Origin of the sequence: Pararhizobium arenae (assembly GCF_001931685.1) — a bacterium.
Classification (GTDB): Bacteria; Pseudomonadota; Alphaproteobacteria; order Rhizobiales; family Rhizobiaceae; genus Pararhizobium; species Pararhizobium arenae.
The window spans coordinates 428183-443277 of record NZ_MOOY01000001.1; the positions used below are offsets into that span (position 1 = coordinate 428183).

The following is a 15095-nucleotide window of genomic DNA, read 5'->3' on the forward strand; positions in this document are numbered from 1 at the left end:
CTTGGTGCTGCGGGCCACGAGGGGCAGACCAGGAAGAGGTGTCGTCTTTGAAAACGGTCTCTGGTCAGCCCTGCAAACGCATCTGCAGGGCATTGACGGGACCACGCTGCCGGTAGAACCGGAAATAGAAATTGTGCACGTGACCCCTCCTTTCTCTTGGTGCGGATTTTCACGCATCTGACAGGCGCTTTTGTACAACCAGTGCGATGATCCGGCAAGAGCGGCGATCCGCAAGAAAGACTGGGGCGCAAAAAAGAAGGCCGGTGGGGACCGGCCTTGAGAAAGAACCTTGCCGTAGAGGGGACTGCCGGAGGTTCTGCAAATCAGTCGAACATGCGCATTGCACGGCCGGAAAATGATTGAAAATCATCACGGTTTAATGACAGTGGTGAGGGAAAACGCCCGCCTTCGCGATGTCACTCGCGCCAATTCAGAGAAGCTTATGCCGCCGATCACAGAACTCGTCTATTTTGCGCTCGCGATTGCGGCGGCCGGTGTCGTGGCGGGTTTTTTGGCAGGGGTCTTCGGGATCGGCGGTGGGGCCATTCTGGTGCCGGTGTTCTATCAGGTGTTCGGGCTGCTCGCCGTGCCGGATGAGGTGCGCATGCAGCTTTCGCTTGGCACGTCGCTGGCGATCATCGTGCCGACCTCGATCCGCTCGTTTCTGGCGCACCGCAAGCGCGGGGCGGTGGATATCGACTTGCTGAAGGGTTGGATCGTCGCGGTGCCGCTCGGCTCGCTGATGGCGGCTGGTATCGCCGGCTACGTCTCCGGCGAGACGCTGATGGGCGTCTTTGCCGTGATTGCGATCCTGATGGCGGTCCGCATGTTCTTCAACCGCGAGAACTGGCGGATCGCCGACGATCTTCCGGGCAATCCGGTTCGCTGGATCGCGGGAGTGGTGATTGGCGTGCTATCGGGACTGATGGGTGTTGGCGGCGGGGTAATCAACAATATCTTCATGACCACCCATGGCCGAACGATCCATCAGGCGGTGGCGACATCCTCCGGGCTTGGCGTGCTGATCTCCATTCCGGGCCTGATCGGCTATATCTGGGCGGGCTGGGGCGCGGCCGGGCTTCCAGCGTTTTCGACCGGCTTCATCAACTGGATCGCGGTGATCCTCGTGATCCCGTTGACGCTGCTGGTGGCGCCGCTCGGGGTCCGGACCGCGCATGCGCTGGACCGGCGCAAACTGGAGATCGGTTTCGGCATCTTCCTGACGGTAACTGCACTGCGGTTCTTCTATGCCATGATAAACTGACGGTCTCAGCGGCTTTCCGAAAAAGAGGCGTTTTTGGGGCTGAAATTTTATGCGATCGGCCCCATATAGAACACAATCCTGCCCGCCCTCCGAATTTCGGGACTTCCATGCCATCCATCGTTTCCGTTTCCCATCTCGTCAAGACTTATGCGTCCGGTTTTCAGGCGCTCAAGGATGTGAGCCTCGATATCGAGGAGGGAGAAATCCTGGCGTTGCTCGGCCCGAACGGTGCCGGCAAGACGACGCTGATCTCGATCATCTGCGGTATCGTCAATCCGAGCGGCGGTACTGTGACCGTCGGCGGGCATGATGTCGTCAAGGATTTTCGCGAGACGCGTTCGATGATCGGGCTGGTGCCGCAGGAACTGACGACGGACCAGTTCGAGACGGTGTGGAACACCGTATCCTTTTCGCGCGGGCTACACGGCAAGAAGCCAAACCCGGCGCATATCGAGAAGGTGCTGAAAGATCTTTCCCTCTACGACAAGAAGGACAACATGCTGCGCGAACTTTCCGGCGGCATGAAGCGGCGGGTGCTGATCGCAAAAGCGTTGTCACACGAGCCGCGGGTGCTGTTCCTCGACGAGCCGACGGCGGGCGTGGACGTCAACCTGCGCAAGGACATGTGGCAGGTCGTTGAAAAGCTGCGGGAAAACGGCGTCACCATCATCCTGACCACGCACTACATCGAAGAGGCCGAGGAAATCGCCGATCGCGTCGGCGTGATCAATGGCGGCAAGATATTGCTGATCGAGCAGAAGGTGGAGCTGATGAAGAAGCTGGGGCGCAAGCAGTTGCGCGTCGAGCTTGCCGAGCCGCTTTCTGCGCTGCCTGAGGCGCTTTCCGGCTATCGGCTCAGCGTCGAGGATGAGGGACACAGCCTGATCTACGACTACGATGTATCCGGCGAACGTACGGGCATCACGACGCTGCTGACGGCGCTGGCGGAAGCCGGCATTCGCCTCAAGGATATTTCGACACGGCAGAGCTCGCTCGAAGACATCTTCGTCGAGCTCGTGGGAGCACGCGCATGAATTTCGAGGCGGTCAAGTCTATCTATCTCTTCGAGATGGCGCGTACGCGCCGCACGCTGTTGCAGAGCGTGGTCTCCCCGGTCATTTCCACCTCGCTCTATTTCATCGTGTTCGGCGCGGCTGTGGGGTCTCGGATCCAGGAGATCGAGGGTGTCTCCTATGGCGCCTTCATCACGCCCGGTCTGATCATGCTCACGCTCCTGACCCAGTGTATCGGCAACGGCTCGTTCGGCATCTATTTCCCGAAGTTCACCGGCACCATCTATGAACTGCTCTCATCACCGGTTTCCATGACCGAGATCGTACTGGGTTATGTCGGGGCGGCGGCGACCAAGGGCATGATGATCGGACTGATCATTCTGGCAACGGCTGCGCTCTTCGTTGACCTTTCGATCGCGCATCCTCTGGTGATGCTGCTGTTCTTCGTCCTGACGGCGGTAACCTTCAGCCTGTTCGGCTTTATCATCGGCATCTGGGCGAAGGATTTCGAGCAACTGAACCTCATCCCGATGCTGGTGATCCCGCCGCTCGTCTTCCTCGGCGGCAGTTTCTATTCGATCGACATGCTGCCGCCGTTCTGGCAGGCGGTCAGCCATGCCAATCCGGTGCTCTACCTGATCAGCGGTTTCCGCTGGAGCTTCTTCGAGATCGCCGACGTCAATCCGTGGATCAGCTTCACGATTATCATAGCGTTCCTTGCGGTCCTCATGGGTCTGCTGACGTGGATATTCAGGACGGGATATCGGCTGAGGAATTAGGCGATAGCGAATAGCGAATAGCGAATAGCGAATAGGGTTACACAGCCCTATCTAACCGGGCATCATCTATTCGCTATTCGCTAATCCCTCAATCTCAACTCGTCGGTCTGCATCTGCAGGAAGTCGAGGGTGGAGAGAAAACTCATGCCGAGCAGGCTCTGATCCAGGCGACCCTTTTCGGCGACGCTGGCGCGAATGTCGTTGCGGACGATGGGGCCGATGGCGACTTCAGCGAGGCGGACCGGCGCGGCGCGGGCTTCACCATTCGCGGTCATGACCGTTTGGGTGAACTCCAGCGTCTCCGGTTTCAGGCCGAGCTTCTCGGCGTCATCCCACGAAATCGCGACATTGCTGGCGCCGGTATCGACCAACATCTGGACCGTTTCGCCGTTGATCGTCACCGGTGTTTCGAAGTGGCCGTTCAGGACTTTGTGCAGCACGACTTCCTGCTGGCCTTCGCTGTCGGTAAAGACGCTCATCCGGCCGGGGATGAGCCCGCCCGCGAGGCGGCTGCCGAAATTCGAGAGATCGCCACGATAGATGTAGCCGGCAGCCAATGCGAGGATGATGACGAGCCAGATCATGATCTGGCGCAGGGTTTCGCCAAAATTGAACCGGCTGTGCAGGACACCCGCAGCCAGCATGACGGCGATGGCCGAGAGCGAGACAAGGCGCTCGAAATCGTTGTTTTCGATGCCAAGCGTGCGGCCCCCATCGTGGTTCTTGATGAGGAGGATGAGGCCCGCAGCGAGGATACCGAGCAGCAGATAAAAGAGTTTCATTCGGCGAGGCGCTCCCGCGCCATGCGGGTGCGGCGGGTCTCCCGACGAGGCTTGCGCTCGACCGTTTCCAGCCGCGCCGGAAGGGTTGCCATAATGCTTCTTCGCTCCTCGGACGTATAGGTCATCCAGCTGCCGATCTCATCGCGCGTCCGGCCGCAGCCGAAACAGTAACCGGTGACCGTATCGATGGAGCAGACGAGGATGCAGGGTGATTCCATAAAACGTCCAGAAGGATCGATGTTTTGTGAGCCGGACAGGACCGGCCAGTCTTCCAGAAATATATCGGCGTTTCAGACGGCCAGCGCAAGGGCGGCGAGGACCGCGATTTCCGTCAGCTGTTGTGCTGCCCCGATTGTGTCACCCGTATGGCCACCGATCTTGCTCCCGATGATGTGACCGAACGCCGGAACGGTGACTCCAAAAGCCGCCAGCGCCAGAAGCGCGGCGAGCAGATGGATGCCGGCGAGGAAAAGGAGCAGCGCCGCGCTGATGATGCCGAAGGCAAGCGCGAAGCGAACGGCGGTTGCTTGAGGTTCTCCGGCCGAGACGGCGATGCCATCCTTGCGCGCTGGCGACAGGCTCGACCAGTGCCAGACCATGGCTGTGCGGCTGAGAGCAGCGACGGCGAGCACGGCCAGCCCGGACCCGGTGGGCGAAAGCTGCGGCAGGACGGCGGCAAGTGCGGAAACACGAAGGCCGAAAGACAGGACGAGGGCGATGGCGCCGTAGGAGCCGATGCGGCTGTCCTTCATGATGAGGAGGGAGCTTTCCCGATCCCTGCCGCCACCGAGGCCATCGGCGGTGTCTGCGAGCCCATCCTCATGGAGAGCGCCGGTTATCAGCGCCTGAATGGCGACGACCGTGAAGGCTGTGAACAACGGGTCGGCTTTGACGGCGGCGAAGATGGCGGCGATGGCCGCCGATGGCAGGACGATCAGCAGACCCGCCAGCGGAAAGGCGCGCACAGCGCGGCTGAGGCGGCCATCAAAGCCGATGAAATGGCGTTGCGGCATGTGGATACGACTGAGGAACGCGACAGAGCGCGCAGTGTCGTCGATGAAGTCGGTCGGCTCGGTCATGGTGTCCCCCGGATCGGCTCGCAGTGGTGCGAATCGGCTTTTGCGGGCGATCATGCGACGGCGACAGCGGGTGGCGCAAATGCCGTTGCTTGAGGCGGCACAGCGCTCTATGAGAGGGCAACCATGCGGATCATTCCGCAGAACGACGATACGAGGATATTTTCCATGAGTGCCAGCGGCCTGCCCTTCGACGATTTTCGCGCCCTGCTGAAGGACTTGCCCGGCCCGGATGGCGCCGCCCTCGTTGCAGCCCGCGAGCGTGATGCGCAGTTGACGAAGCCGGCCGGGGCTCTTGGTCGTCTCGAGGAAATCGCTTTCTGGCTTGCCGCCTGGACCGGCCGTGCGCCCGCCGTCAACCGTCCGCTGGTCGCGATCTTTGCCGGCAATCATGGTGTGACAAAGCAGGGCGTGACGCCGTTTCCGCCTTCTGTAACTGCGCAGATGGTCGAGAATTTTGCGGCCGGTGGTGCGGCGATCAACCAGATCTGCGTGACCCATGATTTTGGCCTCAAGGTCTTCGATCTGGCGCTTGAATATCCGACAGGCGACATCACCGAGGAAGCTGCCCTTTCCGAGCGTGATTGCGCGGCGACGATGGCGTTTGGCATGGAGGCCGTTGCCGGCGGCACCGACCTGCTCTGCATCGGCGAGATGGGCATCGGCAACACGACGATTGCCGCTGCGATCAACCTCGCGCTTTATGGCGGCACCGCCGAGGAATGGGTTGGTCCCGGCACGGGATCGCAGGGCGAGGTTCTGGCGCGCAAGATCGCGGCCGTCGAAAAGGCTGTCACGCTGCATCAGGATCATCTGAGTGATCCGCTGGAAGTGCTGCGTCGCCTCGGCGGTCGCGAGATCGCGGCGATGGCTGGCGCCATCCTTGCCGCCCGCATGCAGAAGATTCCGGTCATTCTGGATGGTTATGTCGCGACGGCTGCGGGCGCAATCCTTCGCGCCGCCAATCCGGCAGCGCTCGATCACTGCCTGATCGGCCACGTCTCGGGCGAGCCGGGTCACATGAAAGCCATCGAAAAACTCGGCAAGACGCCACTTCTGGCGCTGGGCATGCGGCTGGGCGAAGGCACCGGCGCGGCGCTTGCCGCCGGCATCGTCAAGTCCGCGGCGGCCTGCCATTCCGGCATGGCGACTTTCGTTCAGGCTGGCGTCAGCAACCGCGAATAGCCGTTCGTCAGCGAATGGCGCCTATTTACGGGTTAATCCCGGCTCTGCCGGGGTTGAACCGTTAAGCCTTCTCACATATTCGGATGCAACAAATTTGGCGCTGCCCTGGCTGACCGGGCGGCCGAACCTATCTGGACGTTCGTCGGGCCGCGCGCTCCGACTTGGAGACGAAGGCTGAATGACGAAGCCGATTGAGAAACTGACGGGCATCTCGCATTTCATCGCGGCTGCCACCTATTCGTTCGGCGGGGCCAAGCGCCTGCTCGGCGAGGCGGCCTTTCGCCATGAGCTTGGCGCTTTCGTCATCGCGATGATCGCCTTCGCGATCGTCGGCGCGACCTTCTTTCAGTACCTTGCGATGTTCCTGCTGTTCATGATGATGGTGGCGTTCGAGGCGATCAACACCGCGATCGAGGAAATCGTCGATCGGGTTTCACCGGAAATCTCCGACATGGGCAAACATGCCAAGGATCTCGGTTCGCTGGCCTGCCTCTGCGTCATTGTCGCGAACGGGGCCTATGCCTTCTACGTGGTGTTTCTGTCGAAGTGGCTTGCTGCCTGATCAGGCGAAACTCTTGCGCCGGCGTTCGATGTCCGGTGCGTCCTCGACAGCCGGAACGCTCTGAAGCACACGCTTTGCCGGCAGAATGGCGATGACTTCGGTGCCTTCGCGCAGTCTGGATCGCAGGATGAACTCGCCATTGTGCTTGGCAAGGATCGCCTGAACGATCGGCAGGCCGAGGCCGGTGCCCTGTTCCGCGCTTTTGATCGCGATCGAGCCCTGACCGAAGGCAGAGAGCACGACCGGGATTTCATCTTCCGGAATGCCCGGGCCGTTGTCTTTGATCGACAGATATTGGCCGCCGCCGGCCGTCCAGCCGACCTTCACACTGATTTCGCCGCCGGCAGGCGTGAACTTCACGGCGTTTGAAAGCAGGTTGAGGATGACCTGACGCATTGCCTTTTCATCGACCCAGACCGCCGGCATGTTGCGCTCGAACTGGTCGGAAATCGTGATGTTCTTGGCGCGGGCCTTGAGCTGCACCATGCCGATGCAATCCTCGGTGATCTCGAGAAGATGGATGGCTTCTTCGTTGAGGTCGTATTTGCCGGCTTCGATGCGCGACAGATCGAGGATTTCGTTGATCAGTTCCAGAAGGTGTTTTCCGGACCGGTGGATGTCGCCCGTATATTCCTTGTAGATCGGATTGTTGAGGGGCCCGAGCACCTCGGTTGCCATGACTTCCGAGAAACCGAGGATGGCGTTGAGCGGAGTGCGCAGCTCGTGCGACATCGAGGCGAGGAAGCGGGATTTCGCAAGGTTTGCCTCCTCGGCGCGCCGGCGCGCTTCGTCCGACATGGATTTTGCGACTTCAAGCTCGGCGATCAGGTCGTCCTTCTCCGACTGGACGGAGAGGATGTGAACATTCGCCTTGTGCATCCGGTTGGTCATGAACACGAGGAAGACGAGCGATGTGCAGACGACCGCCGTCAGTGCCATGGTAGAAGACGAGCCGCCCAGCAGAGAAAGAGCGGCCAGAGTCACGATCACGGGTGCGAAGGTAACGGCAAGCGCATTGCGCAGCAGGAACGTGCCCATCGCAGTGGCAGCAAGCGCGATCAGCAGCGCGGCCCCTTTGTAAAGGCCGAAGGTCACGGCCCCGCAGGTATCGCATTCCTGCAACAGGAAGGCGGCCCAGCAGACGCCGAACAGGGCCTGGAAGGCGAACAGGCGCCGACGCCAGGTGGCGACCTTCTCGGCCGGAATTTCTTTGGCCTTCGCCTTGCGGGCGAGCATGAGGCCGAGCGCATGCACGCAGAGAGTCATCACGCCCCAGCCGATCAGCTGCAGGCTCTGCGACAGGTAGACGCCGACGCCGGTGATGAAAGCGATGAAGACCGGCATGGCGACCGCGCCATGCAGCATCGAATCGATGTGCAGGCCGATCATGTCCTTGTCGAAACCCGCCATGTTGGACGGGCCGATCTGCAGGCGTTCACGAGTCGTGCGCACGGCCTTGGACACCGCTTTGTTGCGGTGGCTGCGAGACTTGTCGACAATAATCTTGTCTGTCGAGGTACTGACGCCCTGCATTACGATCTCAAACGGCATTAATGAATTGCTACCGACGATAAGAGCAATTTCTTAAGAAGTTGCTGCCTCTGGTGAAGGGGACATGTTTTCGCGAACAAAAGAGTGGATATGATGCGCCAAAGGAGAAGCCGAGGTGCCTTGTTGAGGGACGGTGCGTTGGCGGCCGCCTTTCTGGGTTTGCTGGCATTGATCGTTTCCCATGTCGATGAAGCCAACCGGATTTCGCTGGCCGGCGACGTCAGGGTGATCGACGGCGACACGCTGGCGCTGGCGGACGAGCGGATCCGGCTGAAGGGTATCGATGCACCGGAACTTGCACAGACATGCCGGGATGGCGAGACCGTTTATGCCTGCGGAGAAAAGGCAAAGACCGCGCTCGCGGCTCTGACGGGCTCGGCTCAGGTCGAATGCTCCGGCCATGGACACGACAAATACGCGCGGTTGCTGGCGACCTGCGTGGCCGGCGGTCGGGATCTGAATGGCGCCATGGTGCGGGCCGGGCACGCGGTTGCTTTCGGCGACTATGCGGACGAGGAGCGCTTTGCGCAGGCCGAGCGGCGCGGCATCTGGGCCGGCACGTTCGATCCGCCGGATCACTGGCGGCGCCAGCACGACGGAATGGAAGAGGCGCCTCATACGAAGGAAGATATGATCTCCCGCCTGATCGATAGGGCCAAGGGTTGGTTTTCAGGCGTATAGACAGGTTCAAACGAGAAATGAATGAAAACGGGTGTCGCTCTGAGAAACGATGAAGACGATGAACTGGAGGCACTTCGCCGCTCCATTTCCGTCTGTCGGCTCTGCCGCGACGCTCCGTGGGGCGGTGAGCACAACAAGCTGCCGCATGAGCCGAGGCCGGTCGCCGTGATTTCGCGCAAGGCGAGGGTCCTGATTGCGGGCCAAGCCCCCGGTCTGCGGGTGAACAATACCGGTCTTCCTTTTAACGACGCATCCGGCGATCGGCTCCGGCAGTGGCTCGATGTCGGCAGGGAAGAATTCTACGATCCGGACCGCTTCGCAATCGTGCCGATGGGCTTCTGTTTTCCAGGTTATGACGCCAAGGGCAGTGACCTGCCGCCGCGCAAGGAATGTGCGCCGACATGGCGGTTAACGGTGATGGCTGCCATGCCGCAGATCGAGCTTGTGCTGGCGATCGGGCAATATGCCCAGAAATGGCATCTGGGTGACCGGCGGAGCAAATCCATGACCCGGACGGTGGAAAACTGGCGTAGCTTCCTTGGCAGCAATGCCGGGCCTGCCGTTTTGCCCATGCCGCACCCGAGTTGGCGCAACACCGCTTGGCTGAAAAAGCATCCGTGGTTCGAGGCCGAGTTGCTGCCTGTTCTGCGTAAGCGTGTAAAAGAGCTTCTCGATTAAAACAAAATTCTTCCATCCGGCGATATTGTCGCTATGAAGGGAATAATATTCGAAGGGGGCTTCGCCTATGGACCGACTAGACCGCAAAATCCTGCGCCTGCTGCAGGAAGATTCCACGCTCGCCGTTGCCGATCTCGCCAAGAAGGTCGGTCTTTCCACCACGCCTTGCTGGCGACGTATCCAGAAGATGGAAGAGGAGGGCGTGATCCGGGGGCGGGTGGCGTTGCTCGACCCCGTGAAGATCAACACCAAGGTCACGGTCTTCGTATCGATCCGCACCAATGCGCATTCCATCGAATGGTTGAAGCGTTTCTCCGAAGTGATCGGCGAATTTCCCGAAGTTGTCGAATTCTATCGCATGAGCGGTGATGTCGATTATCTGCTCAGGGTCGTCGTGCCTGATATCGCGGCCTATGACGCCTTCTACAAGCGCCTGATCGCCAAGATCGAGATCCGCGACGTATCGTCTGCCTTCGCCATGGAGCAGATCAAATACACCACGCAGCTGCCGCTCGATTACATGATCCTCGAGCAGGCGAAGTCGAGCGAGGACTGATAGACAGACCCGTCGGCAGTGGGGGCACTGCCGACGGATTTTTGATTACTTTTCCAGACGGGCAAGCAGGGAGGACGTGTCCCAGCGATTGCCGCCGAGTTTCTGGACCTCGCCATAGAACTGATCGACCAGGGCCGTCACCGGCAGGTTGGCGCCGTTCTGGCGAGCTTCCGCGAGCACGATACCAAGATCCTTGCGCATCCAGTCGACGGCGAAGCCGAAATCGTATTTGCCGGCGTTCATGGTCTTGTGACGGTTTTCCATCTGCCAGGAACCGGCCGCGCCCTTGGAGATCACCTCGACCAGTCCCTCAACGTCGAGACCGGCTTTCTTCGCGAAATGAATGCCTTCGGCAAGACCTTGAACGAGGCCGGCGATGCAGATCTGGTTGACCATCTTGGCAAGCTGGCCGGAGCCGACAGGGCCCATGAGGCCGACCATTCGGGCATAGGCATCGATGACGGGGCGGGCGCGCTCGAAGACGGCGGGATCTGCGCCGCACATCACGGTCAGGACACCGTTCTCCGCGCCCGCCTGACCGCCGGACACAGGCGCATCGATGAACTGCGCACCTTGAGCAATGGCTGCAGTGCTGAGTTCGCGGGCGACTTCAGCGGAGGCGGTCGTGTTGTCGATGAAGATTGCGCCTTGCTTCAGCTTATGGAATGCGCCGTTTTCACCGGTGGTGACGGAGCGCAGGTCGTCATCATTGCCGACACAGCAGAAGACGAAATCGGCGCCGTCAGCCGCTTGCGCCGGGGTAGGGGCAGTTTTGCCACCGAACTGGGCGGCCCATTTCTCGGATTTCGCAACAGTGCGATTGTAGACGGTCACGTCATGGCCGCCCTTGACTTTGAGGTGGCCCGCCATGGGGTAACCCATCACGCCGAGGCCTATAAACGCGACGTTCGCCATTCCGATTCTCCCGAAACATTTGTCTGGCAAACGGTTTAGCCGATGACATCGCCGGGCGGAAGTCTTGGCTTTGGGCGAGCGGGCGCAGTGGGCGCCCGACAGAAAAAGACCCGCGTCGTTTCCGGCGCGGGTCTCACTTTTTTTAAGCAGATGCCTAGGCGGCGTAGCTGCGACCGTAGCTTGCGGACTGCATCCGCGTACCGGTCTTGAAGCGCTCGATCTTCTCGTTGAGCGTATCGACCTGCAGGCGCAGGCCGTGGATCTCTGCGGTGTTTTCCTCCACCATCGCAGCATTTTGCTGGGTCAGAAGCTCGACTTCGTGGACGGCCTGATTGACTTCATTCAGGCCGCGATACTGATCGGCGGCGGCAGCCTCGATGTTGCTGACCAGCTGGTGGATGGTCGAGATGTGGTCGTTGATCACCGTCAGTGCGTCGCCGGTTTCCTGAACCAGCGAAACGCCGCCGCGCACCTGCTCGGCGCTGACGGAGATCAGCCCCTTGATCTCGCGGGCAGCGCTTGCGCAGCGCTGGGCGAGTTCGCGCACTTCCTGGGCGACGACGGCGAAACCGCGGCCGGCCTCGCCGGCACGGGCTGCCTCGACACCGGCGTTCAGAGCGAGCAGGTTCGTCTGGAAGGCGATTTCGTCGATGACGCCGATGATCGTGCTGATCTTTTCGGATGAGCGGTTGATCGCCGCCATGGCTTCGATCGCCTTTCCGACGACTTCGCCGGAATGGCGGGCGTAGTTGTGCGTTTCATCGACGGAAACGGTCGTTTTGCGGGCGCTTTCGGCCGTGGAGCGAACGATTTCGGTGAGCTGACGGAGTGCACGGGAACTTTGCTCAAGCGCTGCCGCCTGCTGTTCCGTACGGCGGGCGAGGTCGTCGGCGGAAGCGGACAGGTTGCCCGTGCCGCCGGTAATTTCGCCGGTGACGACGCGGACGTCGGTCAGCGTTGCGCGCAACGCCTCGACGGCGTTGTTGTAGGTGCGGGCCATGATGACGTAGTCAGCCGCCAGATCCTCGGCCATGCCGGCCTCAAGGTTGCCGTCGGCAAGCTTGCCGAGAACGTCGGACAGAGCGTTCAGCGCCTCCATCTGTTCGGCTTCGATCCGGGCGCGTTCGCGGCTGCGTCTCGCCTCTTCTTCCGCCGAGAGGATACGGGCGGCCTCGGCCTCCTGCTCCAGCCGGACGTTTTCGACGGCATTGTCGCGGAAGACAGCGACCGAGCGAACCATGTCGCCGATTTCGTCGCCGCGGTTGCGGCCCTCGATGGCGACTTCAAGATCGCCGCTGGCAAGGCGGGTCATGATCTCGGTGACACGCTTCAGGGGCCCGCGCAGGGTTTCGATCAGCATCAAGCCGCCGATGATGGCAAGCAGCGTGCCGGCGACCATGGCGATGATCGAGACGTTGGCAGAGCGCTGGCTGTCCTGCTTGCCGGCTTCCTGGGCGCTGCTGACGAAGTTTTCGAGTGTCTGGCTGGCCGATGCGACGAGATCGAAGGCAGCGGTCTTGCCGGCCTGCCAGCGGGCGCCCACGTCGATCAGCTGGGCAGAGCCGCTGTCGATATTGGCGAGCGACGGAGCGAGCTTGCCGGAAAGATCGCGCAACGCGGCGTTCTTGGCACCGAGCTTGGAGAGTTCGGCAGCCGTCGCCTTGACCGTGGCAATGTCGTCGATGACTTTTGCGCGGGCCTCGGCATCGAGCGTGCGGTGAAGCTCGCTGATATGGAAACGGGTAACATCAAGGCCCTTGAACGTATCGTTCATCAGGGAGATCAGCGTCTTCAACGTCGTTAGTTCGGCGTCCATGCCGACGAAGCGCTTGGCCGCGGTATCGGAGTTGACGGCCGCCTGCTTGGCAAAATCAGCCTCGAACTTGTTGAGCTTGCTCATGATCGGGACGAATTTGGTCTTCTTCGTCTCGTTGTCGTCCTTGCTGGCAAGGATATCGCTGATCTTCTGGACTTCCGCTTTCAGAAGCTTGATCTGCTCCTGAACCTTCGGCGACGCGATGCGTTCGGCCTCGTTGATCTGCTTGACGAGATGCGGCAGGAACTTGGTCGCCGCGTCGATCTTCGCGTCAGCCGTCGCGCCGAGCGTGACGGGAAGGCGGAATTTCTTGGTGCGTTCGGCAAGGCCCTGATAGGCAGCGGCATCGAACAGTAGCGCCTTGGCGAAGGATTCCTTCTCGCCGGACTCCTTGCGGATGATGTCGATCTGACGATAGGCGCCGTTGCCCTGTTCCGTCATGTCGGCCATGGCAGCGTCGAGTGCTGCGGTCACCATGTCCCGCTCGGTCTTGATGGTCCAGAGACCTTCCGCGCTCTGGAGCATCGCCGGACCGAGAGCTACGACCTGTTCGATCTTCGCTTTGTCGGCAGCCTCTGTCAGCAGACCGTCCAGCCGCTGGATGCCGGCCTGCTGATCTGCAATGCGCGCTTTCAGGTTGTCGAGGCTTTCACTCGTCGGCTGATCGGCAAAGCCTTGCAAGCTGCTGCGAAGGGCCTGGAAATCCGAGAGATTGTTGATGGTTTCGCGGGTAACGGTCATATGGCCGTTGAGCGTGCTGGCGGTAAAGTAGCCGACGAGGCCGATGCCTGCGATCAGGGCAACGAGCGGGACCACGAACAGCAGGACCTTAGTGACGATTCGCAAACGCTGCAGCGATCGATCGATCAGGGACATTCCAAACTCCATCTTTGGCAAATTGGACATTCCCGCAGGCGCCGTCTACGTGGCGCAGAAGCCGGTCACAGGGCGGGCGACCGGGCCTCGTTTCGATCGAGCGACAGGGTTCGTTTACCCATCGTCAACCGTTTCGCATCATGCGAGATCAAGGCGGAGTGACGAGAAGATATGCTTCGATACTTAATATTGCCTCAATAAAACCGGCACTTACAGGCGATGCTCGACTGTTTTTGCTGCGGCGCACTCATGTTCTTTAAGCAAGAAATTCGCCTAAACTTTCATCCTGTTGACTTCATTTGAGACAGGTATGAATTCGCGATTGCACAAATCGGATGCCGGTGCTTTACAGATAGGCAACGTCGCCGCTTTTCCGCTTCGGCCCGATCACTCAAGACAAAAAGCGTCTGATTCTAACAGGATCGGGCGGGAATGCGAAAATGCAACCTTCGGCGAATCTGCGCGGTGCAATCTTCATGTGCCTCGCCATGGCAGGCTTTACCGTCAACGATGCGCTTGTGAAATCCGTGACGGGCGTCATGAATTCCGGCCAGATCATGATGGTGCGCGGCGCCATGACATCCCTGCTGGTGTTGCTGCTGGCGCGCCATTTCGGTGCCCTGCGGCCGCTGCGGCTGCTGCTGGACCCGATCATCGCGCTGCGCATGGTAGCAGAGGTGATCGCCGCGATTACCTATATCTACGCGCTCGGCCAAATGCCGCTTGCCAATGCCTCAGCCATTCTCCAGGCATTGCCGCTTGCCGTGACGCTCGGCGCGGCGTTGTTTCTCAAGGAGCCTGTCGGCTGGCGGCGATGGCTTGCCATCCTCGCCGGCTTCATCGGCGTCCTTGTTATCCTGCGGCCCGGTCCGGAGGGCTTCAGCTCCGCCTCGATTGCGGTCGTCGCCTCCGTCGTCGCCGCTGCGACCCGTGATCTCAGCACGCGCAGAATTTCGCCAGAGGTACCGTCGCTGTTCATTTCCACCGTCACGGCGGTCATCATCTCCATCGTCGGCGCGGTTCTCGTGGTTCCGTTGGGCGGCTGGCAGCCGATGGAAACGACGTCCTTGCTGCATCTGGTTGCGGCAAGCTTGATGCTGCCGATCGGCTATCAGTGCATCGTGCTTGCCATGCGACAGGGCGAGATCGCAATCATTGCACCCTTTCGTTATACCAGCCTCATCTGGTCGATCGGCATCGGCGTCATTTTCTTCGCGGAGGCGCCCGATATCTGGACGATCGTCGGGGTTGGCATCATCATGGCCTCCGGCCTCTATGCCTTTGCGCGTGAAAACAAACGGCGGCTTGCGGCGCAGCGCGCATCCGGTCAATAAGGCCGTTGCTGCAATCAGATGCGCAGG

15 protein-coding genes are annotated in these 15095 nt (G+C 60.6%); 9 read left to right on the forward strand and 6 right to left on the reverse strand.

Annotation, left to right across the window (positions count from 1 at the left end; genetic code table 11):
• Window positions 1-442 precede the first annotated feature (442 nt).
• From BLX89_RS02090 to BLX89_RS02100, 3 genes are all read left to right on the forward strand, one after another.
• The gene (locus tag BLX89_RS02090) at window positions 443-1264 is read left to right on the forward strand and encodes a sulfite exporter TauE/SafE family protein (RefSeq protein WP_075289235.1); all 822 of its coding nucleotides are present in this window, start codon (window positions 443-445) and stop codon (window positions 1262-1264) included.
• 107 nt (window positions 1265-1371) lie between these two features.
• The gene (locus tag BLX89_RS02095) at window positions 1372-2298 is read left to right on the forward strand and encodes an ABC transporter ATP-binding protein (protein WP_075288979.1); all 927 of its coding nucleotides are present in this window, start codon (window positions 1372-1374) and stop codon (window positions 2296-2298) included.
• Complete coding sequence (locus tag BLX89_RS02100) at window positions 2295-3056, forward strand: ABC transporter permease (RefSeq protein WP_075288980.1); 762 nt, start codon at window positions 2295-2297, stop codon at window positions 3054-3056. The genes BLX89_RS02095 and BLX89_RS02100 overlap by 4 nt, the downstream gene beginning before the upstream one ends.
• Before the next feature lie 80 nt (window positions 3057-3136).
• Here BLX89_RS02100 and BLX89_RS02105 read toward each other — a convergent pair whose 3' ends face one another.
• The 3 genes from BLX89_RS02105 to BLX89_RS02115 form a co-directional block, all read right to left on the reverse strand.
• On the reverse strand, window positions 3137-3838 hold the full coding sequence (locus BLX89_RS02105; RefSeq protein WP_075288981.1) for a retropepsin-like aspartic protease family protein: 702 nt from the start codon (window positions 3836-3838) through the stop codon (window positions 3137-3139).
• A complete protein-coding gene (locus BLX89_RS02110) occupies window positions 3835-4056 on the reverse strand; it encodes a DUF1289 domain-containing protein (RefSeq protein ID WP_075288982.1) in 222 nt (73 codons plus the stop codon). The genes BLX89_RS02105 and BLX89_RS02110 overlap by 4 nt, the downstream gene beginning before the upstream one ends.
• Before the next feature lie 72 nt (window positions 4057-4128).
• Complete coding sequence (locus BLX89_RS02115) at window positions 4129-4917, reverse strand: adenosylcobinamide-GDP ribazoletransferase (RefSeq protein WP_075289237.1); 789 nt, start codon at window positions 4915-4917, stop codon at window positions 4129-4131.
• A 165-nt stretch (window positions 4918-5082) separates the two neighbouring features.
• On the opposite strand from BLX89_RS02115, the gene cobT reads away from it, so the two are divergent.
• Both cobT and BLX89_RS02125 read left to right on the forward strand, forming a co-directional pair.
• Window positions 5083-6099 carry a nicotinate-nucleotide--dimethylbenzimidazole phosphoribosyltransferase gene (cobT, locus tag BLX89_RS02120; protein WP_075289236.1) on the forward strand — a complete coding sequence of 339 codons (1017 nt, stop codon included), beginning with the start codon at window positions 5083-5085 and terminating at the stop codon, window positions 6097-6099.
• Between the two features lie 178 nt (window positions 6100-6277).
• Window positions 6278-6661 (forward strand): diacylglycerol kinase, encoded by a 384-nt coding sequence (locus BLX89_RS02125; RefSeq protein WP_075288983.1) that lies wholly within the window; start codon window positions 6278-6280, stop codon window positions 6659-6661.
• On the opposite strand, the gene BLX89_RS02130 is transcribed toward BLX89_RS02125, so the two are convergent.
• A complete protein-coding gene (locus BLX89_RS02130) occupies window positions 6662-8194 on the reverse strand; it encodes a sensor histidine kinase (protein WP_075288984.1) in 1533 nt (510 codons plus the stop codon).
• A gap of 156 nt (window positions 8195-8350) precedes the next feature.
• Here BLX89_RS02130 and BLX89_RS02135 point away from each other — a divergent pair, with 156 nt between their 5' ends.
• From BLX89_RS02135 to BLX89_RS02145, 3 genes are all read left to right on the forward strand, one after another.
• Entirely contained in the window at window positions 8351-8893 is a 543-nt protein-coding gene (locus BLX89_RS02135) for a thermonuclease family protein (RefSeq protein ID WP_158025928.1), read from the forward strand.
• Between the two features lie 21 nt (window positions 8894-8914).
• Window positions 8915-9571: a uracil-DNA glycosylase family protein gene (locus tag BLX89_RS02140; protein WP_075288985.1), complete on the forward strand. Its 657-nt coding sequence runs from the start codon at window positions 8915-8917 to the stop codon at window positions 9569-9571.
• Between the two features lie 67 nt (window positions 9572-9638).
• Window positions 9639-10127 carry an Lrp/AsnC family transcriptional regulator gene (locus BLX89_RS02145; protein WP_075288986.1) on the forward strand — a complete coding sequence of 163 codons (489 nt, stop codon included), beginning with the start codon at window positions 9639-9641 and terminating at the stop codon, window positions 10125-10127.
• Window positions 10128-10172: 45 nt separating this feature from the next.
• On the opposite strand, the gene BLX89_RS02150 is transcribed toward BLX89_RS02145, so the two are convergent.
• Complete coding sequence (locus BLX89_RS02150; protein WP_280950549.1) at window positions 10173-11072, reverse strand: NAD(P)-dependent oxidoreductase; 900 nt, start codon at window positions 11070-11072, stop codon at window positions 10173-10175.
• Window positions 11073-11196: 124 nt separating this feature from the next.
• Window positions 11197-13734 (reverse strand): methyl-accepting chemotaxis protein, encoded by a 2538-nt coding sequence (locus BLX89_RS02155; RefSeq protein WP_075288988.1) that lies wholly within the window; start codon window positions 13732-13734, stop codon window positions 11197-11199.
• A gap of 440 nt (window positions 13735-14174) precedes the next feature.
• On the opposite strand from BLX89_RS02155, the gene BLX89_RS02160 reads away from it, so the two are divergent.
• The gene (locus tag BLX89_RS02160) at window positions 14175-15068 is read left to right on the forward strand and encodes a DMT family transporter (protein ID WP_075288989.1); all 894 of its coding nucleotides are present in this window, start codon (window positions 14175-14177) and stop codon (window positions 15066-15068) included.
• Window positions 15069-15095: the final 27 nt, after the last annotated feature.